22 protein-coding genes and 1 pseudogene are annotated in these 25,722 nt (G+C 66.3%); 5 read left to right on the forward strand and 18 right to left on the reverse strand.

Going from position 1 to position 25,722, the window contains the following annotated elements:
• The first annotated feature begins 56 nt into the window (after positions 1–56).
• Both ACPYIS_RS10360 and rsxB read left to right on the forward strand, forming a co-directional pair.
• Positions 57–1,442: a polyhydroxyalkanoate depolymerase gene (locus tag ACPYIS_RS10360; protein ID WP_424859245.1), complete on the forward strand. Its 1,386-nt coding sequence runs from the start codon at positions 57–59 to the stop codon at positions 1,440–1,442.
• The gene (rsxB, locus tag ACPYIS_RS10365; protein WP_424859244.1) at positions 1,439–2,131 is read left to right on the forward strand and encodes an electron transport complex subunit RsxB; all 693 of its coding nucleotides are present in this window, start codon (positions 1,439–1,441) and stop codon (positions 2,129–2,131) included. Before ACPYIS_RS10360 ends, rsxB begins: the two co-directional genes overlap by 4 nt.
• Positions 2,132–2,175: 44 nt before the next feature.
• Here rsxB and ACPYIS_RS10370 read toward each other — a convergent pair whose 3' ends face one another.
• From ACPYIS_RS10370 to scpA, 12 genes and pseudogenes are all read right to left on the reverse strand, one after another.
• Positions 2,176–3,396 carry a cytochrome P450 gene (locus ACPYIS_RS10370; RefSeq protein WP_424859243.1) on the reverse strand — a complete coding sequence of 407 codons (1,221 nt, stop codon included), beginning with the start codon at positions 3,394–3,396 and terminating at the stop codon, positions 2,176–2,178.
• Positions 3,393–4,433 carry a biotin synthase BioB gene (gene bioB, locus ACPYIS_RS10375; RefSeq protein ID WP_424859242.1) on the reverse strand — a complete coding sequence of 347 codons (1,041 nt, stop codon included), beginning with the start codon at positions 4,431–4,433 and terminating at the stop codon, positions 3,393–3,395. The genes ACPYIS_RS10370 and bioB overlap by 4 nt, the downstream gene beginning before the upstream one ends.
• A complete protein-coding gene (gene bioD, locus ACPYIS_RS10380) occupies positions 4,430–5,158 on the reverse strand; it encodes a dethiobiotin synthase (protein WP_424859241.1) in 729 nt (242 codons plus the stop codon). The genes bioB and bioD overlap by 4 nt, the downstream gene beginning before the upstream one ends.
• Entirely contained in the window at positions 5,155–6,357 is a 1,203-nt protein-coding gene (gene bioF, locus ACPYIS_RS10385; RefSeq protein ID WP_299018587.1) for an 8-amino-7-oxononanoate synthase, read from the reverse strand. The genes bioD and bioF overlap by 4 nt, the downstream gene beginning before the upstream one ends.
• Positions 6,323–7,690 (reverse strand): adenosylmethionine--8-amino-7-oxononanoate transaminase, encoded by a 1,368-nt coding sequence (gene bioA / locus ACPYIS_RS10390; protein ID WP_299018585.1) that lies wholly within the window; start codon positions 7,688–7,690, stop codon positions 6,323–6,325. Before bioA ends, bioF begins: the two co-directional genes overlap by 35 nt.
• A 1-nt stretch (position 7,691) precedes the next feature.
• The gene (locus ACPYIS_RS10395) at positions 7,692–8,156 is read right to left on the reverse strand and encodes a VOC family protein (protein WP_299018583.1); all 465 of its coding nucleotides are present in this window, start codon (positions 8,154–8,156) and stop codon (positions 7,692–7,694) included.
• Positions 8,153–10,204, reverse strand: a complete 2,052-nt coding sequence (locus ACPYIS_RS10400; RefSeq protein WP_424894635.1) for an acetyl-CoA carboxylase biotin carboxylase subunit — start codon at positions 10,202–10,204, stop codon at positions 8,153–8,155. The genes ACPYIS_RS10395 and ACPYIS_RS10400 overlap by 4 nt, the downstream gene beginning before the upstream one ends.
• Before the next feature lie 19 nt (positions 10,205–10,223).
• Complete coding sequence (locus ACPYIS_RS10405) at positions 10,224–11,756, reverse strand: acyl-CoA carboxylase subunit beta (protein ID WP_299019164.1); 1,533 nt, start codon at positions 11,754–11,756, stop codon at positions 10,224–10,226.
• 255 nt (positions 11,757–12,011) lie between these two features.
• Positions 12,012–12,971: pseudogene (locus ACPYIS_RS10410) on the reverse strand (IS481 family transposase); the annotation flags it as partial.
• Between the two features lie 89 nt (positions 12,972–13,060).
• Entirely contained in the window at positions 13,061–13,627 is a 567-nt protein-coding gene (locus tag ACPYIS_RS10415) for a hypothetical protein (RefSeq protein WP_425973550.1), read from the reverse strand.
• Positions 13,621–14,682 carry a methylmalonyl Co-A mutase-associated GTPase MeaB gene (meaB, locus tag ACPYIS_RS10420; RefSeq protein WP_424859237.1) on the reverse strand — a complete coding sequence of 354 codons (1,062 nt, stop codon included), beginning with the start codon at positions 14,680–14,682 and terminating at the stop codon, positions 13,621–13,623. The genes ACPYIS_RS10415 and meaB overlap by 7 nt, the downstream gene beginning before the upstream one ends.
• Positions 14,679–16,829 carry a methylmalonyl-CoA mutase gene (gene scpA / locus ACPYIS_RS10425; RefSeq protein ID WP_424859236.1) on the reverse strand — a complete coding sequence of 717 codons (2,151 nt, stop codon included), beginning with the start codon at positions 16,827–16,829 and terminating at the stop codon, positions 14,679–14,681. The genes meaB and scpA overlap by 4 nt, the downstream gene beginning before the upstream one ends.
• A 173-nt stretch (positions 16,830–17,002) precedes the next feature.
• Here scpA and ACPYIS_RS10430 point away from each other — a divergent pair, with 173 nt between their 5' ends.
• On the forward strand, positions 17,003–17,650 hold the full coding sequence (locus tag ACPYIS_RS10430) for a GntR family transcriptional regulator (RefSeq protein WP_299019798.1): 648 nt from the start codon (positions 17,003–17,005) through the stop codon (positions 17,648–17,650).
• On the opposite strand, the gene dusA is transcribed toward ACPYIS_RS10430, so the two are convergent.
• From dusA to phaC, 4 genes are all read right to left on the reverse strand, one after another.
• Positions 17,651–18,658 (reverse strand): tRNA dihydrouridine(20/20a) synthase DusA, encoded by a 1,008-nt coding sequence (gene dusA, locus ACPYIS_RS10435; RefSeq protein ID WP_424894637.1) that lies wholly within the window; start codon positions 18,656–18,658, stop codon positions 17,651–17,653. It lies immediately after the preceding gene.
• 47 nt (positions 18,659–18,705) lie between these two features.
• On the reverse strand, positions 18,706–19,446 hold the full coding sequence (phbB, locus tag ACPYIS_RS10440) for an acetoacetyl-CoA reductase (protein WP_424859337.1): 741 nt from the start codon (positions 19,444–19,446) through the stop codon (positions 18,706–18,708).
• Positions 19,447–19,502: 56 nt separating this feature from the next.
• Positions 19,503–20,681 carry an acetyl-CoA C-acetyltransferase gene (locus ACPYIS_RS10445; protein ID WP_299020621.1) on the reverse strand — a complete coding sequence of 393 codons (1,179 nt, stop codon included), beginning with the start codon at positions 20,679–20,681 and terminating at the stop codon, positions 19,503–19,505.
• Between the two features lie 62 nt (positions 20,682–20,743).
• On the reverse strand, positions 20,744–22,468 hold the full coding sequence (phaC, locus tag ACPYIS_RS10450) for a class I poly(R)-hydroxyalkanoic acid synthase (RefSeq protein WP_299020630.1): 1,725 nt from the start codon (positions 22,466–22,468) through the stop codon (positions 20,744–20,746).
• 286 nt (positions 22,469–22,754) lie between these two features.
• Here phaC and ACPYIS_RS10455 point away from each other — a divergent pair, with 286 nt between their 5' ends.
• Entirely contained in the window at positions 22,755–23,018 is a 264-nt protein-coding gene (locus ACPYIS_RS10455; protein WP_424894638.1) for a hypothetical protein, read from the forward strand.
• Here the strand turns inward: ACPYIS_RS10455 and pgeF are convergent.
• Together pgeF and maiA are read right to left on the reverse strand one after the other, a co-directional pair.
• Entirely contained in the window at positions 22,938–23,765 is an 828-nt protein-coding gene (gene pgeF, locus ACPYIS_RS10460) for a peptidoglycan editing factor PgeF (protein ID WP_424894639.1), read from the reverse strand. The two genes, ACPYIS_RS10455 and pgeF, sit on opposite strands and share 81 nt — an antisense overlap.
• A complete protein-coding gene (gene maiA, locus ACPYIS_RS10465; RefSeq protein WP_424859339.1) occupies positions 23,755–24,429 on the reverse strand; it encodes a maleylacetoacetate isomerase in 675 nt (224 codons plus the stop codon). Before maiA ends, pgeF begins: the two co-directional genes overlap by 11 nt.
• 217 nt (positions 24,430–24,646) lie before the next feature.
• Here maiA and ACPYIS_RS10470 point away from each other — a divergent pair, with 217 nt between their 5' ends.
• Entirely contained in the window at positions 24,647–25,687 is a 1,041-nt protein-coding gene (locus ACPYIS_RS10470) for a TRAP transporter substrate-binding protein (protein ID WP_299021359.1), read from the forward strand.
• Positions 25,688–25,722: the final 35 nt, after the last annotated feature.

Raw genomic sequence — 25,722 nt, forward strand, 5'->3', positions numbered from 1 at the left:
AGGCGGAGGCACTTCCTGTTATATTTGCTGCACCGCAACAATTCCGAGCGACGGCCATGCTGTATCACCTCTACGAAGCCCAGCGCGCCCTGATGGAGCCTTTCTCCGACTTCGCGCAGGTGGCAGCCAAGCTGTTCGCCAACCCCAGCTCTCCGCTGGCGCAGACGCCGTTTTCGCAACGCATCGCTGCAGGCTACGACCTGCTGCACCGTCTGGGCAAAGACTACGAAAAGCCCGAGTTCGGCATCCGTCACATCGACATCGACGGCGTGCACGTCGCCATCCATGAGCGGGTGGAGATCGAAAAGCCGTTTTGCGAGTTGCGACGTTTCAAACGCTACGCCGACGACCCGCAAACCCTGCTGCGTCTGAAAGAGCAGCCGGTGGTGTTGATCGTGGCCCCGCTGTCGGGTCACTACGCCACGCTGCTGCGCGACACGGTGCGCACCATGCTGCGCGACCACAAGGTCTACATCACGGACTGGAAAAATGCGCGCATGGTCCCGCTGTCGCAGGGGGATTTCCACCTCGACGACTACGTCAACTACGTGCAGGAGTTCATTCGTTACCTGCAAAAGACCTATGGCCAGTGCCACGTCATGAGCGTGTGCCAGCCGACGGTGCCGGTGCTGGCGGCGGTGTCGCTGATGGCCAGCCGCGGCGAAAAAACCCCCTTGTCCATGACGATGATGGGCGGGCCGATCGACGCCCGACGCTCGCCCACGGCAGTCAACAATCTGGCCGTGCAGCGCAGCTACGAGTGGTTCGAAAACAACGTCATCTACCGCGTGCCGCCAGGGTTTCCCGGTGAAGGACGGCGCGTGTACCCGGGCTTTTTGCAGCACGCTGGCTTCATCGCCATGAACCCGGACCGCCACGTCAACAGCCACTACGACTACTTCCAGCATCTGATCCAGGGTGACAACGAAAGCGCCGAGGCGCACCGCCAGTTCTACGACGAGTACAACGCGGTGCTGGACATGGACGCGAACTACTACCTGGAGACCATCCGCACGGTGTTCCAGGAGTTCAAGCTGGTGCACGGCACCTGGGACGTGCGCGCACCCGATGGCACGCTGGAGCGGGTGCGCCCGCAGGACATCCGGAACACGGGGCTGCTGACGGTCGAAGGCGAGCTGGACGACATCTCCGGCAGCGGGCAGACGCGCGCGGCGCACGACTTGTGCACCGGTATCGCCGCGTCGCAGCGCGCGCACTTCGAAGTCGAGGGCGCCGGGCACTACGGCATCTTCAGCGGCCGACGCTGGCGCGAGAAGGTCTACCCGGTAGTGCGCGATTTCATCCTGGCGCACCAACCCAGCAGTGGTGGGGCCGATCTAGCAGCGGTTCGGGCCGAAGCGGACCTGATGGCCGCCGCCATCCGGCGTGACGACGCCGCCGAGACGCGCAGCCGCCACCGCAAGGCGCTGCCAGACGCATGAAGCCGGGGGCGCCGGTGGCTGACCCCGCCCCCGTCGCGTGGGTCGACCGCATCGACGACGCGCTGCCACAAACGCAATGCACGCGCTGCGGCTACCCGGACTGCCGCCACTATGCGCAGGCCATCGCCAGCGGTGAGGCGGACATCAATCGGTGCCCACCCGGCGGTCAAGAGGGCGTCGCCCGCTTGGCCCGTCTGACGGGGCGCGCACCCAAGCCGCTGGACCCGTCGTGCGGAAGCGAAGGGCCATTGGGGGTCGCGGTCATCGATGAGGACTGGTGCATCGGCTGTACGCTCTGCATCAAGGCCTGCCCAACCGATGCGATCGTGGGCACCAACAAGCGCATGCACACCGTGATCGAGCCCTATTGCACGGGTTGCGAGCTGTGCATTCCCGTGTGCCCTGTGGACTGCATCAGCCTGGAGAACGTGAGCGGCGCGGCCACGGGCTGGGCAGCGTGGTCGCCCAAGCAAGCGGACTTGGCGCGTTCACGCTACCAGTGGCACTTGCAGCGCACCCAGCGCGACGCTGCCGAACACCAGGACCGGCAGGACAAGAAGGCCCAGGACAAACTGGCCAACCTGGAAGAACATTCCAAGCACACCGATCCGGCCATGCTGGACAAGAAACGCGCCGTGATCGAAGCAGCCCTGGCCCGTGCGCGTGCGGCGCGGCAGGCCAAGAGCTAAACCATTTGTGGCGCGCCCGAGCCGATTCGGGCGCTTGGGCTGCGTCAGGCCACGCGCAAAGGCAGCGCGGCCAGCCCCCGGTAAAGCGGGTTGCGGTTGCGCAGCGGCACCCCATCGAGTTGCAGCCCGGGCTTGTGCACGGCCAGCGCGCGCAACACGGCTTGCGTTTCCATTTGCGTGAGCGCAGCCCCTATGCAGATGTGCGCACCGCTGCCGAACGACAGGGCGCCAGGGTTGGCGCGGTCGATTTGCAGGGCGTCAGGGTTGCTGTGGCGGGCAGAGTCGCGGTTGGCGGAGCCGATCAACGGCAGGATCAGGTCGCCCCGCTGAACGGCTTGGCCGCACAGCGTCATGGCGCGGGTGGCACGGCGGCCGGTCCACTGCACGGGGCTGTCGAAGCGCAGCAATTCACGCACGGCGTTGCCCGCCAGTTCTGGTTGCTGGCAAAGCAGGCGCCATTGGCCGGGGTGCGAGAGCAAGGCGTGTAGGCCGTTGCCCAGCAGGTTGCGGGTGGTTTCATACCCGGCGAACAGCAGCATGGCGCACTGGGCCAGCAGTTCCAGGCTGGATTCGATCTGCCCCTGCGCTTCAGCTTGCAACAGGCGGCTCACCAGGTCGTCGCCCAGGTGCTGGCGGCGCCAGGGCAACAGTTCGCGCTCGAAGTACGCGGTCATCTCCAGCAGCCTGCGCTGGGCACGCAGCAGCTGGGCATGCTCAGGCTGCGCAGCGCCAATGAATACCGCGATGTCGTCGCACCAGCGCATGAAGGTGGCGTCCAGCGCTGGGTCCACGTTCATCAAACGGCCGATGACGCGCGCGGGCAGCGGCCGCGCTATCTGCGCCATGAAGTCGAACGGGCCATCGAGCGCAAGCACACGCTCGGCCACGGTAACGTCCATCCAGGCTTGCATCTGGGCCAAGGCATCAGGCCGGAAGGCGGGCATGAGGATCTGGCGCAGACGGCCATGGTCGGGCGCGTCCAGAAAGAGCATGGCGCGCGCGAACAGGCTTTGGAAGGGGCGCAGTTCGGCCCGGCCTTGCTGCGCGGCGGCCATGACCCAGCCGCCCGTGCGCTGTGCGGAAAGCGCCGGGTCGCGCAAGGCCGCCTCAACATCGGCATGGCGGGTGAGCAGCCACGCGCCGCCAAAGAATTCGTCGCTCCACAGCATGGCGCCCTCTTCGCGCCACGCCTGGTAGGCGGGGTACGGGTTGTCGAGGAAGGCTTCGTCTATCGACGGTGCCGTGACGGCCTCGGCCAGTGTCATGCTTCGGCGCCCGCTACCTCGGTGCCCTTCACTTCGGGGCGCTCGCCCAGGGGTTTGAGGCCCAGGCGCTCGAACAGGCGGCGGTCACGCTGGGCCTGGGGGTTAGTGGTGGTGAGCAGGCGGTCACCGTAGAAGATGGAGTTGGCACCCGCCGCGAAGCACAGGGCTTGCAGGGCGTCGTCCATCTGTTCGCGGCCTGCCGACAGGCGCACCATGGTGGTGGGCATGGTGATGCGCGCCACAGCGATGGTGCGCACGAACTCGAAGGGGTCGATGGGTTCGGCGTCGGCCAGCGGGGTGCCAGGCACGGCGACGAGGTTGTTGATGGGCACGGACTCGGGGTACGGGTCGAGGTTGGCGAGCTGGGCAATGAGGGCTGCGCGCTGGGTGCGCGTCTCGCCCATACCCACGATGCCGCCACAACACACGTTGATGCCCGCCTGGCGGACGTTGTCGAGCGTGTCGAGCCGGTCCTGGTAGGTGCGGGTGCTGATGATGCTGCCGTAGTGGTCTGGCGAGGTGTCTAGGTTGTGGTTGTAGTAGTCCAAACCGGCGTCCTTGAGCTGGCGGGCCTGGTCGCCGTCGAGCATGCCCAGCGTCATGCAGGTTTCCAGGCCCAGGCCGCGAACGCCTTCGATCATGGCGGCCACGCGTTCCATGTCGCGCTCCTTGGGGCTGCGCCAGGCTGCGCCCATGCAGAAGCGCGTGGCGCCCTGCTCCTTGGCGGCGCGGGCTGCGTCAAGCACCTCGTCCAGCGGCATGATCTTGCTGGCTTGCAGCCCGGTGTCGAAATGCGAGGACTGGGGGCAATAGCCGCAGTCTTCGGCACAGCCACCGGTCTTGATGGACAACAGTGTGGAGAGCTGGACTTCGTTGGGATCGAAGTTTTCACGGTGCACCTGCTGGGCGCGGAACAGCAGGTCCATGAAAGGCAGGTCGTACAGCGCTTCCACGGCGGCCACGGTCCAGCGGGTTTCGGGCACGCCCACGTTGGCGCGGCGCAGGGACGACAGAGAGATGGGTGCGACGGTGGTCATGGTGTCACTTCAAAAGAGGGTTGCTTCAGGCCGAACAGGGTTTGCAGGCCAGCGGTAGAAAGATGCGGTGCGACGGAGGCCGCGTCTGGGCTTTCCAGATGGGGAACGACACCCAGGCAAGGCACGTGAAAACGCCGCTCAAACTCTTGCGTGAGGGTGTGGATGTTGTCTTGCAAGTGCAGCATGGCCGGGTCCAGCGTGTTGCCCACCCAGCCCGCCAGGTGCAGGCGGCGGGCAACGATGGCCTCTGCCGTGAGCAGCGCGTGGTTGATGCAGCCCAGCCGCAGCCCGACGACGAGCACCACCGGCAGGTTCAGCGCGCACATGAGGTGCGAGCTGTCCCAGTTGGGGCCTAGCGGCACACACAGGCCGCCCGCACCTTCCACCACGATCAGATCAGCGCGCTGGGCGAGTTGGCGGGCGCCTTGCTCCAGCGTGTCTCGATCGATCACACGCCCTTCGGCCTGGGCGGCCAGATGCGGCGCACAGGGTTGGCGCAACTGGCAAGGGCCCACCTCTTCAGGTTGCAGTTCGATATTGCTGGCAGCCCACAGGGTGTGCACGTCTTCGTTGACCCATTGCCCGGCGATGTTGTCCATGCCTGCTGCCACGGGCTTGTAGCCGGCCGCGCGCAGGCCGGCCTGCGCGGCACGGTGCAGCAGCCCGGCACTGACGCGGGTCTTGCCCACTTCAGTGTCGGTGCCGGTGACGAAACAGCCTTTCATGTTTGCTCCTCGTTCAGGGTTTCGGTGAGCGCGCCCAGCAGTTGGTCCACATCGGCTGCGGTGTGGCTGGCAGAAAGCGTCAGGCGCAAACGTGCCGTGCCCACGGGCACGGTGGGCGGGCGAATGGCGGGCACACGGATGCCACGCGCTTGTAGCGCGGCCTCCAGTGCCAGTGCGCGTGCGTTGTCGCCCACGATGAGGGGTTGAATGGGCGTGAAGGACGCTGGCAGCGACAGGCCCGGGTGGCGCTCTGCCAAGGCAGCCAGACCGGTGCGCAGCTGGGTGATCAGCTCGTTGAGCCGCCCGCGCCGCTCCACGCCTTCTGGGCCTTCGATCAGCGCCAGTGAATGCCCCAGCGCATGCGCCAACGCGGGCGGCATGGCCGTGGTGTAGATGTAAGGTCGGGCGCGCTGCACCAGCCATTCGACGATGACGGGGTGCGCGGCCACGAAGGCGCCCGACACCCCGGCGGCCTTGCCGAGCGTGCCCATGAAGATCAGGCGTTCGCTGCAAAGGCCGAAATGTTCCAGGCTGCCGTGGCCGTGCGCACCCAGCACACCAAAGCCATGTGCATCGTCAATGACCAGCCAGGCGTCGTATTGCTCGGCCAGGCGCAGCAACGCTGGCAGGTCGGCCACGTCGCCATCCATGCTGAAGACGGCGTCGGTGACGATGAGCTTGACCGGGGTGGTGCAGGCACGCAGTTGGCGCTCCAGCGCGTCGAGCTGCCCATGGGGGTAGCGCAACAGCTTGGCGCGGGCCAGCAAGGCGCCGTCGATGAGCGAAGCGTGGTTGAGCTTGTCGGACAGGATGGTGGCCTGCTCGTCGCCCAGTGCCGTCATCAACGCCACGTTGGCCATGTAGCCGCTGCAGAACAGCAGCGCACGTGCACCGGGAATGTGTGGTTCCAACCATTGCGCGAGGGTGGATTCCAACGCGGCATGCGCCTGGCTGTGGCCGCTCACGAGGTGCGACGCGCCGCTGCCCGCGCCCCACAGGCGGGCGCCTTCGGCCAGCGCTGCGGTCAGGGCCGGATGGTTGGCCAGACCAAGGTAGTCGTTGCTGCAGAAGGCGAGCATGCTGCCACCGCCTTGCCATTGCTGGTGCGGGCCGCACGGCGACGCACCCACCCTGCGGCGCCTGCGCAGGGCGGCAGCGTCGATGTCAAGCAGTTGACGGTTGATGTGTTCGATCAGCATCGGGCTGTTGCAACGTGTCGTGCAGGGTGGCCTGCAAGCGCTCGGACAACCAGCGCGAGAGGTCCCCGTCGAGCACGTAGGGGGGCATCAGGTACACGGTGCGCCCAATGGGGCGAACCAGCAGTTCGTGGCGGCGACCCGCCAGGTGAAACGCCTCGGCAAAGCGGCCCTGGGCAAGCTCTGCCTTGACGTCAAAGGCCCAGATCATGCCACGGCGGCGCGGGTGCTCCACCCCGGGGTATGCCATCAGCGGTGCCAGCGCCTGGTCGAGCAAGGCCGCTTGTTGGGCGTTGCGGCCCAGCACGTCCTGGGTGTCGAAACGGTCGAGCACGGCCAGCGCCGCCCGGCAGGCCAGCGCGTTGCCGGTGTAGGAATGCGAGTGCAGGAAGCCGCGCGCCACGTCATCTGACAGGAAGGCGCGGTAGATGGCATCGCGGCACAACACCAGCGACAACGGCAGAAAACCGCCAGTGATGCCCTTGGACAGGCACACGAAATCGGGCCAGATGCCCGCCTGTTCGCAGGCGAAGAAGGTGCCCGTGCGGCCACAGCCCACGGCAATCTCGTCGGCTATGAGGTGCACGCTGTACCGGTCGCACAGCGCGCGCACCCGTTGCAGGTAGGACGCATGGTGCATGGCCATGCCTGCGGCGCATTGCACCAGCGGCTCCACGATGACGGCGGCGATGTGCGCGTGGCGTTCGGCCAGCAGCGCCTCCAGATCGGCAGCGGCGCGTTGGGCCACAGCCGCAGCGTCCTCGCCTTCAGCGGCCTGGCGGTCGTCGGGCGAAGCTACCTGGTGCGAGCGCATCAGCAGCGGGTCGTAGGCGTCGCGGAAGACGGGCACGTCCGTGACGGCCAGGGCGCCCAGCGTTTCGCCGTGGTAACCCTGGCGCACGCAGATGAATTCGCGCTTGCCGCCCTGCCCCACGTTGCGCCAGTGGTGGAAGCTCATCTTGAGCGCGATTTCCACGGCGGACGCACCGTCGCTGGCGTAGAAGGCGTGGCCCAGCACGCCACCCGTGCGGGCCGACAGCCGTTCGGCCAGTTCAATGGCGGGCGCGTGGGTGCACCCGGCCAGCATCACGTGGGGCAATACGTCCAGTTGCTGCTTGAGCGCGTTGACGATGCCCTCGTCGGCATGACCGAACAGGTTGACCCACCAGCTGCTGTTGGCGTCGAAGTAGCGGTTGCCCTCCTGGTCGTACAACCAGGGGCCATGGGCGCGGGCGATGGGCAGCGGCGGCACCACGGCCGCGCGTTGCATTTGCGTGCAGGGGTGCCACACGCTGGCCTGGCTGCGGGCCTGCCAGTCGGCGTTACCTTGTACCACGTCAGCCCAGCGCCTGGATCACTTCGGGCGGTGCCTGCACCAGCTCGATCAGCACCCCCTCTCCCGCGATCGGGAACTCGTCGTTCGATTTCGGGTGCAGGAAGGCAATGTCGTAACCCGCCGCCCCCTTGCGGATGCCGCCCGGCGCAAAGCGCACGCCCTGCGCGCTCAGCCACTCCACCGCCCGGGGCAGGTCGTCCACCCACAGGCCCACATGGTTAAGCGGCGTGGTGTGCACGGCGGGTTTTTTGTCGGGGTCCAGTGGCTGCATCAAGTCGACTTCGACCTTGAAGGGGCCTGAGCCGAGGGCGCAAATGTCTTCGTCGACGTTCTCTCGCTCGCTGACGAAGGTGCCGGTGACTTCCAGGCCGAAGAGATCGACCCACAGGCGCCGCAGCCGCGCCTTGTCCGGGCCGCCGATGGCGATCTGCTGGATGCCCAATACCTTGAATGGGCGCTGGCTCATTTCTCGAACTCCACGATGGGTTGATCCACCACCAAGCTTTCGCCCTTGCTGGCCAGCACCTTGGCCACCACGCCGTCGGCACTGGCAAACAGCACGTTTTCCATCTTCATCGCTTCGATGACGGCGACGCGCTCGCCCGCCTGCACTTTCTGACCAGGCTGCACGCAGATATCGACCAGCAACCCTGGCATGGGCGACAGCACGTAGCGGCTCATGTCCGGCGGCGCCTTGTAGGGCATCAAGCGGTACAGCTCGGCCATACGCGGGGAGACGACCAGACACTCCATGCGGGTGCCGTTGTGCTGCACCACCAGCGCCAGCGGGTTTTTGGCGCTACCGCGCTCGATCTGCGCGGTGAAGGGCCGTCCGTTGACCTCGCCGGTGATCACGATGTCGCTCAGGCGCGAGGGCGAGCGAATCTGATAGCGCTTGTGCCCAACGAGCACCGTGGCCTGACCACTTTCCCCCACGAACTCATCGACGTGCACGGGCACGTAGCGATGCTGGCCATCAGCGGCCAAGCGGATGACGGTGTAGTCCTTGCCGACTTTCACGCCAAATCCCGGTAGCTGCCCGCTGATGGCGGCCGCACGCTCGCGCGATTTGCGGCGCACGAAGGCCGCCAGCGCGATCAGGAAGTCTTCGTCCTCGTGCGGCACGTCCTCGGCGCGAAAGCCGCCGCCATAGTGCTGGGCGATGAAACCCGTGTGGAAGCGCCCCGCGATGAAGTCGGGGTGGGCCAGCAACGCCGCCTGGAACGGAATGTTGCTGCTGATGCCGCGAATGACGAAGGCGTTGAGCGCGTCGCGCATCTTGTCGATCGCCTCCGCCCGGTCTTTGCCGTGCACGATGAGCTTGGCGATCATCGAGTCGTAGTACATCGGGATTTCGCCGCCCTCGAACACGCCGGTGTCCACGCGCACGCCCCAGCGATGCTCGGTGTCGGCTTGCCACATCGTCTCGACCGGGGGCTTGAAGTGCACGAGCCTGCCGGTGGAAGGCAAAAAGTTGCGGAACGGATCTTCCGCATTGATGCGACATTCGATCGCCCAACCCTCGCGCTTGACGTCGGCTTGCGTCATCGGCAGGCGCTCACCGGCCGCGATGCGAATCATCCACTCGACCAGATCCAGCCCGGTAATGCACTCGGTGACCGGGTGCTCGACCTGCAGACGGGTGTTCATCTCCAGGAAGTAGAAGCTCTGGTCCTTACCGACCACGAACTCCACCGTGCCCGCGCTCTGGTACTGCACGGCGCGGGCTAGCGCCACGGCCTGTTCACCCATGGCACGGCGCGTGGCATCGCTGATGAAGGGCGACGGCGCCTCCTCGATCACCTTTTGGTGGCGGCGCTGGATCGAGCATTCGCGCTCGTTGAGGTAGAGCACGTTGCCGTGCGCGTCGCCGAGCACCTGGATTTCGATGTGGCGCGGCTCCTCGACGAACTTCTCGATGAAGACGCGGTCGTCACCGAAGCTGTTGCGCGCCTCGTTGCGGCAGGAGGTAAAGCCCTCGAACGCTTCCTTGTCGTTGTAGGCCACGCGCAGCCCCTTGCCGCCACCGCCGGCGCTGGCCTTGATCATGACCGGATAGCCGATGCCACGCGCGATCTCGACCGCTTGCTCGGGCGTCTCGATCGGGTCGTTCCAGCCCGGGATGGTGTTGACACCCGCTTCCTTGGCCAGTTTTTTGGAGGCGATTTTGTCGCCCATGGCGGCGATGGAGTGGTGCTTCGGGCCGATGAAGGCCAGCCCTTCTTCCTCGACGCGGCGGGCGAACTCCTCGTTTTCGGACAGGAAACCGTAGCCAGGGTGAATGGCCTCGGCTCCCGTGGCCTTGGCCGCGGCAATGATTTTGTCGGCGACCAAGTAGCTCTCGCGGCTGGGGGCAGGCCCGAGCAGCACGGCCTCGTCGGCCAGACGGACATGGCGGGCTTCACGATCCGCCTCGGAGTACACCGCGACAGTGGCGATGCCCATCTTACGAGCGGTAGCGATGACGCGGCAGGCGATCTCGCCGCGGTTGGCAATCAGGATTTTTTTGAACATGGTGTGCGCTCCCCTTGCCTCACAGCGGAATGTTGCCGTGCTTGCGCCACGGGTTGTCGAGCTTCTTGTCCTTGAGCATGACGAGCGAGCGGCAGATACGCTTGCGCGTCTCGTGCGGCAGGATGACGTCGTCGATGTAGCCGCGCTCGGCGGCGACGAAGGGGTTGGCAAAGCGCCGCTTGTACTCCGCCTCACGCTCGGCCAGCTTGGCCGGGTCCTTCTTGTCCTCGCGGAAGATGATTTCCACCGCGCCCTTGGCACCCATGACGGCGATCTCGGCATTCGGCCAGGCCAGATTGACGTCACCGCGCAGGTGCTTGGAGGCCATCACGTCGTAGGCGCCGCCGTAGGCCTTGCGGGTGATGACGGTGATCTTGGGCACGGTCGCCTCGGCATAGGCGTAGAGCAACTTGGCCCCATGCTTGATGATGCCGCCGTACTCCTGCGCAGTGCCCGGCATGAAGCCCGGCACGTCCACGAAGGTGATGACCGGGATGTGAAACGCATCGCAAAAGCGCACGAAGCGCGCCGCCTTGATGCTGCTTTTGATATCCAGACAGCCTGCCAGCACCAACGGCTGGTTGGCCACGATGCCCACGGTCTGCCCATCCATGCGCGCAAAGCCCACGATGATGTTCTTGGCGTAGTCGGGCTGGATCTCGAAAAAGTCGCCGTCGTCGACCGTCTTGAGGATCAGCTCCTTCATGTCGTAGGGTTTGTTGGGGTTATCGGGCACCAGCGTGTCCAGACTGAGCTCGGCGCGATCGACGGGGTCGCCACTGGGGCGCAGGGGTGCTTTCTCGCGGTTGGACAGCGGCAGGTAGTTGAACAGACGCCGCACCATCAACAGCGCCTCGACGTCGTTGTCGAAGGCGCGGTCGGCCACGCCACTGCGCGTGGTGTGCGTGCCAGCGCCGCCCAACTCCTCGGCGGTGACCTCCTCGTGTGTAACGGTCTTGACCACTTCGGGGCCGGTGACGAACATGTACGACGTGTCTTTGACCATGAAGATGAAGTCGGTCATGGCCGGCGAGTACACCGCGCCCCCCGCGCACGGGCCCATGATGACGCTGATCTGTGGAATCACGCCCGAGGCCAGCACGTTGCGCTGGAACACCTCGGCGTAGCCCCCCAGCGACGCCACACCCTCCTGGATGCGCGCGCCGCCCGAGTCGTTGAGACCGATCACCGGCGCGCCGACCTTCATCGCCTGGTCCATGATCTTGCAGATCTTCTCGGCATGCGCCTCCGACAGCGCACCACCAAAGACGGTGAAGTCCTGGCTGAAGACGAACACCAACCGCCCGTTGATCATGCCGTAGCCGGTCACGACACCATCACCCGGAATCTTCTGGTCCGCCATGCCGAAGTCCGTGCAGCGGTGCTCGACGAACATGTCCCACTCTTCGAAGGTGCCTTCGTCGAGCAGGACTTCGATGCGCTCGCGCGCGGTGAGCTTGCCCTTGGCGTGTTGGGCGTCGATGCGCTTTTGCCCGCCGCCTTGGCGGGCAGCGGCGCGCTTGCGCTCGAGCTGTTCGAGAATCTCTTGCATGATGAGCTCCTAGGATGAAACGGAGTGCGAGCTGTGCCAATCCGTCAAAAAATCGGCCAGCGCCTGCAGACTGATGATGTCGCGCCCCCAGGGATCGCGGCGATTGGGCAAGTGGCGCAACCAAGCCAAGCGTTCGATGGCGCCGCCGATACGTTGGCGCACCTCCACCGAGATGCTGGCCTGCACCTCGGACCACGCCTGAAGCACCTGTGCGCGTGGCACGTTCACACACCACAGCGCCGACAAGAGGTAGGTGTCGGGTCCCGGATGATTCCTAACCTGTTTTGAGAACAGATGCGGATGGGAGCTGCGCCATCGTTTCATGGCCTGGAGGGGCGTGAGGTGCTGCAGAGCCTTCTGGGGCAGGTGCTCGTTGTACAGCCACACGTAGCGGTGCAGCGTGGTGGCCAGGTCCTGGGCGCTGTTGAAGTGGTGCGAGCGCAGCACCTGCTCAAGGCGCCCGTTGAATCGCTCGACCATGCCGTTGGTCTGCGGCGACTTCGGCCGGGTCAAGCGATGCTCGATGCCCAGGGCTTCGCACAGGGCGTCGAACGCATGCTGCCCCGAGGCGTCCTTGGCTTTGGAGCCGAACTGGCGGTCGGTGAACTCACGGCCGTTGTCGGTGAGCAGGGTGTGGATCTTGAACGGCGCGGCCTTGTGCAGCGCGTTGAGGAAGGATTTGGCCGCTGCGGCCGTCTTGTGGCTCTTGATGGCGATGAACACCCAACGCGTGGCCCGGTCGATGGCCACGAAGACGTAGCGCCGGGCCGTCTCATCGGCCATCTGCGGCAGGTACTTCACGTCCAGGTGCACATAGCCCGGCTCATAGGCCTTGAAGGGCTTGGACGCGCGCGCAGGGACCTCCGGGGCCGGCAGGCGCGAATGGCCTCGTCGGCGCAGCAGCCGGTCCAGCGCCGAGCGGCTCATGCCAGGTTCGATGAATTCACGCACCACCGCCAGCAGATCGTCCAGCGACAGCCTCAGCTGCGTGCGCAGATAGATCACCAACTCTTCCTGCGCGGCATTGAGCGTGGTCTGCAGCCGGTGCGGGGTGTGGCTGGCGTCAAACACGCTGTCGCGCTTGCGCCAGCGCCGGATCGTCTGGCGGCTCACGCCGTATTGCCGGGCCAGCTCGTAGTCGCTGGCCGAGGACTGCTGGATGGCCGCGCGCACGGCCGGCGTGGTGGTGGCATTCTTGTGCAAGGTGATCAGCATGCTACGCCTCCCGGACGGATGATCTTGCCAGCACGGCCCGCAGCACCTCGCGGCCCATCAGCAGGCCTCGTCGATTATGCAGCAACCAATCATCCGGGACCCGACAGGTAGGCCAGCCAATCCCGGGCCTGGGCATCCGCCAGTGACATGACCTCCAGCGGATCGTCCTCGAAATCCAGATAGACCACCCCTGGATCGGACAGCAACATGTTGCGCGCGAACGCCTGGCTCAGGTACTGACCCGCAGCATGAACCTGCGCCAGGCCGCGCAGGCCACGTTCAAACGCCGGCAGCGCCACCTCCGGCGTGTCGGTCAACAGGGCGCTCAACGGCACACCGTCCACATGCGACAACACGATGAAGTCTGGTGCTTGATGCAGCACCGCAGGCACGGGCACCCCGCTGCGGGCCAGCGCCTGCAGTCGCCGCAGCTCGGTCGCTTGCGCAGCGGCACCGCCCGGCGCCGGTACGGGGCGCAGTAGCGGGTGGCGCACAACACGCGCCAGCGAGGACATCAGCCAAAAGCGTGCCGCCGACCGCGGTGGGCGCTGCCCCTTGACCACGACCCGCCCCTCGGCCACGTCGAGGATCTCGACGCGATGGCGCCGCCAACCGGGTGACATTTCGATGCGCTGCACCGATTCCACGCTCAGCATGCACGCGCTCCGGTATCTGTCACGCACGGTATCGCAAACGCCTGCAACAACTGCCGCGCCGCCACCGACGCCACCACGCGTCCGGCCAACACCTCGGCGGTGAGCGCAGGCAGGCGGTCCTGGACGGCCGGGTGTTGGGCAAAAGCCTCTCGCAGACCACTGTCGATGCGCTCCCACATCCACGCTTTGGCCTGCTGCTGGCGGCGCACCTGCCATCGGCCGTTGGCCTGCTGCAGGTGCCGGAATTCGCTGACGAGTCGCCAAAACTCGGCCACACCCTGCCCCGACAGGGCACTGAGCTGGATGACGCGCGGATGCCACAGCGCCTCGTCGTGGTGCGCGGTGTCGGGTCGGCCGTGCAGGCCAAGCAGGCGCAGCGCCGACGTGATCTGCGCCTGGGCGCGGGTCGCGGCATCGGCGTCGAGGTCGGCCTTGTTGATCACGACCAAATCGGCCAGCTCCATGATGCCCTTTTTGATCGCCTGCAGGTCGTCACCGGCGTTAGGCAGCTGCAACACGCAAAACATATCGGTCATGCCGGCCACGGCGGTTTCGCTCTGCCCCACGCCTACCGTCTCGACGATCACGACGTCGTAGCCGGCCGCCTCGCACACCAGCATCGCTTCGCGCGTCTTGGCGGCGACACCGCCGAGGTTGCCACCACTCGGGCTGGGACGGATGTAGGCGCGCTCGTGCGTCGAGAGCCGCTCCATGCGCGTTTTGTCACCAAGGATGGAGCCGCCCGAGACGCTGCTGCTTGGGTCCACCGCCAGCACCGCCACCCGGTGCCCCAGGCCGATCAGGTGCAGGCCCAGCGCCTCGATGAAGGTGCTCTTGCCCACCCCGGGCACGCCGCTGATCCCTAAGCGAAAAGCGCGCCCGGCGTGCGGCAGCAGCGCGTTGAGCAGCGCGTCGGCCTCGCGCCGATGGTCGGGGCGGGTCGACTCCAACAACGTGATCGCCTTGGCAACGGCACGCCGCTGCGTGGCACCATCGCCATGCAGGATACCCTGCAGCCAGACCTGGGCTGGCGCTGCGCACGCCGCGTCGCTCACGCCAGCGCTTCCTTGATTTTTTCCAGCACGTCTTTGGCACTGGCCGGAATGGGCGTGCCGGGGCCATAAATGCCCTTGACCCCCGCCTCATACAGAAACTCGTAATCCTGCCGCGGAATCACGCCACCGACGAAGACGATGATGTCGTCGGCCCCTTGCTGGCGCAGCGCCTCGATGATGGCGGGCACCAGCGTCTTGTGTCCAGCGGCCAGGGTCGAGATCCCCACCGCGTGCACGTCGTTTTCGATGGCCTGGCGCGCGCACTCCTCGGGCGTCTGGAACAGCGGCCCGATATCGACGTCGAAACCGAGGTCGGCGTAAGCGGTGGCCACCACTTTGGCGCCACGGTCGTGCCCGTCTTGGCCCAGCTTGGCGATCATGACGCGCGGGCGGCGCCCGTACTGCTCGGCAAAGGCAGCGATTTCCTGTTTGAGCTTTTCCCAGCCCTCGGCGGAATCGTAAGCGGCAGCGTACACCCCGGTCACCTTTTGTGTGTCGGCGCGGTGGCGCCCAAAGACCTTCTCCAGCGCATCGGATACCTCACCCACGGTGGCACGCAGGCGTACCGCGTCGATCGTCAAGGCCAGCAGGTTGCCTTGCCCACTTTGCGCGCACGCCGTCAACGCGTCGAGCGCGCGCTGCACGGCCGCGTTGTCACGCGTGGCACGGATGTGCTGCAAGCGGGCGATCTGCGCCTCGCGCACCTTGAGGTTGTCCACCTCGAGGATCTCCACCGGATCCTCTTTGGCCAGCCGGTATTTGTTGACACCGACGATGACGTCCTTGCCCGAGTCGATGCGGGCTTGCTTTTCGGCGGCACTGGCTTCGATCTTGAGCTTGGCCCAGCCACTCTGCACCGCGCGCGTCATGCCTCCCATGGCGTCGATCTCTTCGATCAGCGCCCACGCCTTGTCGGCCATCTGCTGCGTCAGCGCCTCCATCATGTAGCTGCCGCCCCAGGGGTCGATGACGTTGGTGATGTGCGTCTCCTCCTGCAAGATGAGTTGCGTGTTGCGCGCGATGCGCGCCGAAAACTCCGTGGGCAGCGCGATCGCCTCATCGAACGAATTGGTGTGCAGGCTCTGCGTACCACCGAAGACGGCCGCCATCGCCTCGATGGTGGTGCGCACGATGTTGTTGTAGGGGTCCTGCTCGGTCAGGCTCCAGCCCGAGGTCTGGCAGTGCGTGCGCAGCATCAGGCTCTTGGGTTTCTTGGCGCCAAAGCCCTTCATGATCCGGCACCACAGCAGCCGCGCGGCGCGCATCTTGGCGATCTCGAGGTAGAAGTTCATCCCGATCGCCCAGAAAAACGACAACCGCCCGGCAAAGTCGTCGACGTCCAGCCCCTTGGCCAGCGCGGTCTTGACATACTCCTTGCCGTCCGCCAGCGTGAAGGCCAGCTCCAGCGCCTGGTTGGCACCCGCCTCCTGCATGTGATAGCCCGAGATGCTGATCGAGTTGAACTTGGGCATGTGCCGCGCCGTGTACTCGATGATGTCGCCGATGATGCGCATCGACGGCTCGGGCGGGTAGATGTAGGTGTTGCGGACCATGAACTCCTTGAGAATGTCGTTCTGGATGGTGCCGCTCAGTTGGTCCTGACGCACGCCCTGCTCTTCGGCTGCGACGATGTAGCCCGCCAGCACCGGCAGCACCGCGCCGTTCATGGTCATGCTCACACTCACCTTGTCCAACGGGATGCCATCGAACAGGATTTTCATGTCCTCCACGCTATCGATGGCCACCCCGGCCTTGCCGACATCGCCCACGACACGCGGGTTGTCCGAGTCGTACCCTCGGTGCGTGGCCAAGTCGAAGGCCACGCTGACCCCCTGGCCCCCGGCGGCCAGCGCCTTTTTGTAAAAGGCATTGGACTCTTCCGCCGTCGAAAAGCCGGCGTACTGGCGGATCGTCCACGGCCGCACGGCATACATCGTCGCCTGGGGTCCGCGGATGAAAGGCTCGAAGCCGGGCAGCGTGTCGGTGTAGGGCAAATCCCGAATATCCGCCGCGGTGTAGAGCGGCTTGACCGTGATGCCCTCTGGCGTGACCCAGTTGAGCTGCTCGAGCGGGGCACCCTTGATCGATTGGCGGGCGGCGGCCTCCCAGTCGGCCAGGGTGGCGGTGCGAAATTCGGACTTGGACATGGGTTCCCCGTGTGACGACGGATCGGCGGCTCATCGATGACGGGCAAGGGCAGAACGCCTTGCCGTCAGCGGCACGAATCAGGCCGCCATGGTGGCACAAACATCGGCAAAGCCGAAGTGTAGCGCATTCATAATTATTGATGCAGAATCTTTGATGCCGTATGATCGCGGCCATGACCGCCGTTCCCCTGCTGTCCCGCGCGTTGTATGAAGAAGTGGCTGAGTTGCTGCGGCAGCGCATCTTCAGCCGGCAACTGCCCCCCGGCGCCTGGATCGACGAGCTCAAGATCGCCGAGGAGCTGGGCATCAGCCGTACCCCGCTGCGCGAGGCGATCAAGGTATTGGCCGCCGAAGGGCTGGTGACGATGAAAGTGCGCCGCGGCGCCTACGTCACCGAGGTGTCGCAGCAGGACCTGCGCGAGGTCTATGAGCTGCTGGCATTACTGGAGGCCGACGCCGCCGAAGCCGCCTGTTGGCGCGCCACCGACGCCGATCTAGAAGAGCTCGAGCGCCTACACGCCGAGCTGGAAGCGGCGGCCGACCCCGAGCGCGGTTCGCGCGAGCGCTTCTTCGAGCTCAACGAAGCGTTTCACATGCGCGTGCTGGACCTGGGGCAAAACCGCTGGCGCAAGCAGCTCGTCAACGACTTGCGCAAAGTCATGAAACTCAACCGCCACGGCTCGCTGTTCAAGCAAGGGCGCATCGCCGAGTCGCTGGCCGAGCACCGTGCGATCCTGGATGCGCTGCGCCGGCGCGATGCGAGCGCGGCAGCACAAGCGGTGCGGGTGCACTTTGCCAACGGCTTGCAGGCTGCGGTCTGATCAAGCGACGACGGCGCCGCGCAGTGCCGCCTGGGCACGGCGCGCCACCTCGTGCGGTGACAAGTGTTTGAGACGGTGATCGCTCCACACCTGCCGCCAGCGTCGCGCACCCGGCTGCCCATGGCGCAACCCCAGCATGTGGCGGGCAATCGCGTACCAGCCGCCGGGCAACTGGGGGCCGACCCGCGCCATGTAGTCCACCATGCGCGCCTCGACCTCATCGCGGTCGATGCCGGGCGCCGAAATGCCGAAGTAGGTGGCATCCCACGACGCCAGCCACCAAGGGTGGTGGTAGGCCTCGCGCCCGACCATCACCCCATCGAGCAGCGCCAGTTGCTCCGCGATTTGGGCGTCCGTCGTGATCCCCCCGTTGACGACGATGGTGAGATGGGGAAAATCCGCTTTCAGCCGGTGCACCACCCCATAACGCAGTGGCGGCACCGTGCGGTTCTCAGCGGGACTCAAGCCATCGAGCCAGGCGTTGCGCGCGTGCACGATGAATACCTGACAACCTGCCTCGGCCACGGTGCCAACGAAGTCGCGCACGAAACCATAGTCCTCGACGCGGTCGATGCCGATGCGGTGCTTGACCGTGACGGGCACGCGCACCGCGTCGCGCATGGCGCGCACCGCGTCGGCCACCAGGCGCGGGTGCTCCATCAGGCAGGCGCCAAACGCGCCGCGCTGCACGCGCGGGCTGGGACAGCCGCAGTTGAGGTTGATCTCGTCGTAGCCCCACACCTCCCCCATCCGGGCCGCCAACGCCAACTCGCGGGGATCGTTGCCCCCCAGCTGCAGTGCCACCGGGTGCTCGATCTCATCGAACCCCAAGTGCCGCGCAACATCACCATGCAGCAGCGCGCCAGTGGTCACCATCTCGGTGTACAGGCGCGTGTGCCGCGTGAGCTGTCGGTGAAACCAACGGCAGTGGCGATCCGTCCACTGCATCATCGGCGCCACCGACAGGCGCCAGGGGGAGCGCGGATGGGTCGGCAAGAAGTCGCTCATGGGGCGCGGATTATCTCCGATCGCCCCGCCGCTACCCCACGAGGGCGTCAACCCATGTGCAGGCCGCCGTTGATCGAGAAGTCGGCCCCGGTCGCAAAGCCGGCGTCGTCGCTGGCCAACCACGCGACGATGGAAGCGATCTCGCGCGGCTCACCCAAGCGCTTGACCGGGATCTGCGCGACGATTTTCTCCAGCACGTCGGGGCGAATCGCCTTGACCATGTCGGTGGCGATGTAGCCGGGGCTGACGGTGTTGACCGTCACGCCCTTGGAGGCCAGTTCCTGCGCCAGCGCCATCGTGAAGCCGTGCATCCCCGCCTTGGCCGCCGAGTAGTTGGTCTGGCCCGCCTGGCCTTTTTCGCCGTTGACGGAGGAGATCTGGATGATGCGGCCCCACCCCCGCTCGATCATGTCGGGCACCACCTGTTTGGTGACGTTGAACATCGACGTCAGGTTGGTGTTGATGACCGCGTCCCAGTCTTCCTTGGTCATCTTGAGGAACAGCCGGTCACGGGTGATGCCGGCATTGTTGACCAGCACGTCGATGGGCCCGTGCTCCGCCTTGGCTTTGGTGAACGCCTGCACCGTCGAGTCCCAATCGGCGACGTTGCCGACGCTGGCATAGAAGGTGTAGCCCAACGCCTTTTGTTCGTCCAGCCATTTTTGATAGTCGCGCGTGGGGCCGCAGCCGGCGATGACCTTGAAGCCGGCCTTGTACAGGGCCTGGCAGATGGCGGTGCCGATACCGCCCATGCCACCGGTGACGTAAGCGACGCGTGGTTGGCTCATGGTGTGCTCCTCTGAGTGATGGGTGTGTGATGAAAAAACGGGGCGACGGATACGCCTCAGCGCTCGACACAGAGGGAGACCCCCATGCCGCCGCCGATGCACAAGGCGGCTAGCCCCTTGCGGGCGTTGCGGCGCTGCATCTCATGCAACAGCGTGACCAGGATGCGGCAACCCGATGCGCCGATGGGGTGCCCCAAGGCGATCGCGCCGCCGTTGACGTTCACCTTGGCCGGATCGACACCCAGCCCCAGGTTGACCGCGCAGGCCTGGGCGGCGAATGCCTCGTTGAGCTCGAACAGATCGACGTCGGCTACCGACCAACCGGCGCGCGCCAGCGCCTTTTGCGACGCCGGCACCGGCCCCATACCCATGGTGGCGGGATCGAGCCCGCTGGTGCCGAAGCTGGCGATGCGCGCCAGCGGTGGCAGGCCAAGCTCGGCCGCCTTGCGCGCGCTCATGACCATGACGGCCGCAGCCCCATCGTTGATGCCACTGGCGTTGCCGGCCGTCACGCTACCCGTTTTGTCGAAGGCGGGCTTGAGGCTGGCCAGCGCCTCGGCACTGGTCTTGCGGTTGATGTATTCGTCGGTGTCGAACAGCACCGGATCACCCTTGCGCTGCGGGATGCTGACCGGGACGATCTCGTCCTTGAACTTGCCCGCATCCTGCGCCGCAGCGGCTTTTTGCTGGCTGGCCAGCGCGAGCGCGTCCTGCATCTCGCGCGTGATGCCGTGCGCGCGGGCGACGTTTTCGGCGGTGATGCCCATGTGGTACTGGTTGTAGACGTCCCACAAGCCATCGACGATCATGGAGTCGATCATCTTCCAGTCGCCCATGCGTTGGCCCTCGCGGCTGCCCATCAGCACGTGCGGTGCAAGCGACATGTTCTCCTGCCCCCCCGCGATGACGATGTCGCTATCGCCCCAGGCCACCGCCTGCGCAGCCAGCATGACCGCTTTCAGCCCCGAGCCGCAGACAGCGTTGATGGTCAGCGCCGGTGTTTCCTTTGGCACGCCGGCCTTCATGGCAGCCTGGCGGGCCGGGTTCTGCCCGCAACCCGCCGCCAGCACCTGGCCCATGATGACCTCACCGACTTGGGCCGCGGGCACCCCGGTGCGCTCCAGCAGGGCACGGATGACGACCGCCCCCAGATCGGTGGCGGGCGTCTTGGCCAGGGTGCCCCCAAATTTGCCGATGGCGGTGCGCACGGCACCCACGATGACGATGTCTTGCATGACGGATTCCTTCTCTGACCTGTTGAAAACCCAATCGGCGCGGGCAGCCGCCGCGCGCCGCCTCAAACGGTGGAGCCTCCGGTGGCCAACGTGGCCAGCGCATCCTCGGCGCGCACCTTGACATAGCGCCCGGGCGCGGGCTCGATGGGCCGGTAGCGTCGGTTGCCATAGGTGCGGGGAGCCGCGACCTGCCGACCAGCCTGCGCCGCCAGCCAGGGCGCCCAATCGGTCCACCAGCTGCCCTTGTGCTCGGTGGCGGCGGCCATCCAGTCGTCCACCGCGGGCGGGAAGTGCCCCTCGGGCCCCGTCCAGAAACTGCGCTTGCCTTTGGACGCGGGATTGATCACTCCCGCGATGTGCCCCGACGCCCCCATGACGAAACGAACCGGGCCACCCAGGTGCTGCGTGCTCGCGTAGGCCCCACCGATGGGCACGATGTGGTCCTCGCGCGAGCCGTACACGTACGCTGGCACGTCGATCGCCCCCAGGTCGAGCCGCTGGCCGCAGGTGGTCAGCTTGCCGGGCTGGCAGAGTTCGTTTTGCAGATACAGGTGACGCAGATACCAGGCGTACCATTTGCCCGGCAGGTTGGTGCTGTCGCTATTCCAGTACAACAGGTCGAACGGCGGCGGCGTCTCGCCCTTGAGGTAGTTGCCCACGACGTAGTTCCAGACCAAGTCGTTGGGCCGCAGAAAGCTGAACGTGGTCGCCAGTTCCCGCCCGGGCAGCAGCCCGCCGTTGGCGAATTGCAGCTCGCGGTAGCGCACGAACGCCTCGTCGATGAAAACGTCGAGCACGCCCGTGTCGGTAAAGTCGAGCAGGGTCGTCAGGAACGTGGCGCTTTGCACCTTGCGCTCGCCGCGTGCGGCCAGCACCGCCAGCGCGGTGCCAAGCATCGTGCCGCCAACGCAAAAGCCCAGCGCGTTGATGGTCTCGGCCTTGCCGATCTCGCGCACGATGTCGATGGCGCGAATCACCGCGTCTTCGATGTAGTCGTCCCACGTGGCCTGCGCCAGCGTGGCGTCCGGGTTGCGCCAACTGATGACGAAGGTGCGATGCCCCTGCTCCACCGCGTAGCGCAGAAACGAATTGTCCGGCTGCAGGTCGAGGATGTAGTACTTGTTGATGCACGGCGGCACCACCAGGAACGGCCGCTCGTACACCTTGGTCGTGAGGGGCTTGTACTCGATGAGCTGAAACAGCGCGTTTTCGAACACCACCTGCCCTTCGGTGGTAGCGACGTTGCGTCCGACCTCGAACGCGCTGTGGTCGGTCATTGAGACGTAACCCTGTTGCAGGTCGTGCAACAGGTTCTGCACGCCGCGGGCGATGCTCTCGCCGCGCGTCTCGATGGCCTTTTGCTGCGCCTCGGCATTGTAGGCCCAGAAGTTGCTCGGCGCGCTCGCGTCGATCCACTGCTGGACGGCGAAGCGGATGCGGGCGCGCGTCTTGGCATCGGCCTGCACCGCGTCGGCCATGCGCATCAGGGTGCGGGTATGGAGCAGATACAGCGCCGCCGCGTGGGCCGCGACCGGGTTACGCGCCCAGGCGTCGCTGGCAAAGCGCCGGTCGTCGCGCGGTGGCTGTACCTGCAGGCCCTGGCGCCAGAGTTCGCCCAACTCGCGCAGGTAGTCCTGCTGGATCGCCGTCCACTGCTGGGGGTCGAGCGCCACCGGCTGGCCCGACAGACCCTGCAAGAGAGCGGACAAGCCGCCGATCTCTGCCCCGGCCCCGGGCGCGCCACCCGAAGCCAACCCGGCAGCCCCCCCTGGCATGGCCGACTGCATCGCCTGGATCCATGGCTGCCAGGCCTGCGCCGACCATGGCCCCCACGTCAATGGGTCACGGCCCGTCGTTGTCATCGCACGGTCTCCTTGTCGGTTATGGGCCACATGGTAACGCGCTGGACGGGCATTTCCGTGACAATCGCGCTCGGTGGCGTTCGGATTTTCCCGGGGGTCACGTTTCCATCGACCCTCGGCCGATGTCGAGTGTCGCTACCCAGACTTCCACGACGCTGACGGGCAGGCACCGATGTATCTCGTGATTCTGGCTTGGGGCTACGTGGTCTTGATGATGGTGCTGGCCGAGGCCCTCAGCCCCAATGGCACCCTGCTGGGCGCCTTTTTCACGCTGTTGCTCTACGGCGTGGGCCCGATGGCATTGGTCATTTATCTGATGGGCACACCGCTGCGCCGACGGCATCGGCGCAGCGTGAAAGCCGCCCAGGCCGATGCCGCCACAACCGCCACCGGTTCAGGCCAACCAGATGGCGGCAGCCTGCCGGCCACTGCCGCCCAGGACGGCGGCGTCGCGCCGGTGCGAGAAAAACCGTGACGCATCGCTGGCGGTGCACCAGGCGCGCGAGCCGTCATGACCACTGACCCGACCGAACCCCAAGCGCTGCAGGCGCCGCCGTGCCAGCAGCGGCAGGTTGGCCAGCCAGCGGTCACTGCGATTCGGTGACGGCGTGAAGGCGTCGGCGTCGGACGGGCAGACGGACACGAACGCCCGCACCACCTCGGGCCCGACCTCGAACGCCTGCTGCCCGATGGCGGCACCGATCCAGGCGCAGATGGTCTGGCGTCGCGCCGCGTCACGGGCAGCCGGCCAGTGCTCGCACAGTGCCTCCAGCACCCCCCGCCCCCCCTGCCCTGCCAGACCCCGCCAGCCGGCGTGTACCGCGGCCACCGACTGTCCATCGTCTGGCGCCAACAGAATGGGCAAACAGTCGGCCACCATCACGGTGCACGCCACCCCTGGGTGATCGGTCCAGCACGCATCAGCCTCGACGCCGTCGGGTGTATCCGGCGTCACGTGCACCACGCCGCTGCCATGGACCTGGCGCAAAAAGACGGGACGCACCCCGAGCGCGGCGGCAAACCGGCGGCGGTTGACGGCCACGGCGGCTTGCGCGTCGCCGACGTGGTCGCCCAGGTTCAGCGACGCCCACGGCCCCACGGAGACGCCGCCCGCGCGGGTGCTCATCCAGCCCTGCGCCGCCGCACCCAGGTCGGCCTGCAGGCCCGGTAGCCCGGCGCGCACCTGGAGGACCGGCGCACGGATCGCGGCGTTACTCGGCATCGGGGCAGCGGCTGGGGTGCGCACGCTGAAATGCCTCGAGCTGCATGCAGCGCTCATAAACGGCCAAGGTCCGCGGGATGCCCTCGTAGACCAAGCCGAAGCGCTGCCCGTTGACGATCTGCGGCACCAGGCAGCAGTCGGCCAACGTCGGTGTGTCGCCATACGAGTACACCGAAGGCGGCAGCCCACGCTGTGCGCGCTCGCGCTCGATCTCGGCCAAGCGCCGCTCGTAGCTGCGCAGACCCTCCATCACCCAATGGTTGTACCACGCGGCACGCTGCGCCTCGTCCAGCCCCAGCGACCCCGCCAGGTACTTGAGCACGCGCAGGTTGTTGATCGGGTGGATTTCACAGGCCACCGTCTGCGCCAGTGCCCGCACCCGTGCGCGGCCGAGGGGGTCGCGTGGCAACAGGGGCGGCTCGGGGTGGGTTTCGTCGAGGTACTCGATGATCGCCATCGACTGGCTCAGCAGCGCATGATCGGGCTGCCCCTCCACGTCGAGCACGGGCACGAGCGAGTCCGGGCTGAGGGCGCGGTACGCCTCGCCGTGTTGCTCACCGCGCGCGAGATGGACCGGGATGTAGTCATACGGCAACCCCTTGAGGTGGAGCGCGATGCGCACCCGAAACGAGGTGCCGGAGCGGAAATAGTTGTAGAGCTTCATGGGGATGGCGTGAGCACGCGAAGCGTCACAGTCTAGCGCGCGGGCTGCCCCCAGACCACCCCTACGGGAAAACCCTCATCCCGCCCCACGTGGCGGCCATCCGACCCGGGGGATCGTCTACACTGCGCCACCGATGTGCGCCGCCCTCTCCGCCGCGGCCCCCGTCGGGGCGCACAACTGTCTGCCGGGGCCCCTTCGTTACCAGGAGTTTTTCGCCATGGTTTCACGCCGTACCGTGCTGAAGTCGGGTGCCGCCGCGCTGGCCGCCCCGGGCCTGATCGGCTTTGCCCAACAGAGCGTCACGCTCAAGTTTCACACCTTCATGTCGCCGACGTCCAACGTCTGGCTCAACATGCACAAAGCATGGATGGACAAGGTGGAGCGTGAGTCGGGCGGGCGCATCAAGTTCGAAGCGTACCCGGCCATGCAGCTCGGGGGCTCGCCGGTGCAGCTGTACGACCAGGCCAAGGACGGTGTGGTCGATATCGTCTGGACACTGCCCGGCAACACCCCGGGGCGCTTTCCGCGGACCGAGGTCTTCGAATTGCCGTTCATGATGACCAACGCCGAGGCCACCTCGCGTGCCTTTTGGGAATTCATCCAGACCAAAGCCGCCGACGAGTACCGCGACATTCATCCGATCGCGTTTCAGGTACACGGGCCGGGTGTGATCCACGTGAAATCGCGGCTGGTCACCCAGCCCGACGATTTGCGCGGCCTGAAGATGCGCGGACCCACCCGGCAAATCACCAAGATGCTCGGCTATCTGGGCGCCACGCCCGTCGGTATGCCGTTGCCGCAAATTCCGGACGCCTTGTCCAAGGGGGTGATCGACGGCTGCGTCATCCCCTGGGAGGTGGTGCCGTCGGTCAAGGTGCACGAACTGGTCAGTTACCACAGCGAATTCGACCCCAAGGGTGGCGCGCTCTACACGACCACGTTCGTGATGGGCATGAACAAGGCGCGCTACCAGTCGCTGCCGCCCGATTTGCGCAAGGTCATCGATGCCAACTCCGGTATCGAGACATCGGCTTTTTTGGGTCGCGTGCAACAGTTGGGCGATGCCCCGGCGCGCAAACAGGCCGCCGAGCGTGGCAACCGTATCCACACCCTCGGGCTGGCCGAGGCACAGGAGTTCCGCCGCCGCGCGCGCCAGGTCGAAGTGGAATGGGTGCAGGACATGGACAAGCGCGGCTTCAACGGCCGCGATCTGCTGGAGACGGCACGCAAGCTGATCGAGAAGCACACCAAGGCCTGACCGCGACGTTGGCCCCGCAGCCCGTGCGCGCAAGC

This window comes from Tepidimonas sp. HKU78 (assembly GCF_049860815.1).
Classification (GTDB): Bacteria; Pseudomonadota; Gammaproteobacteria; order Burkholderiales; family Burkholderiaceae_C; genus Tepidimonas.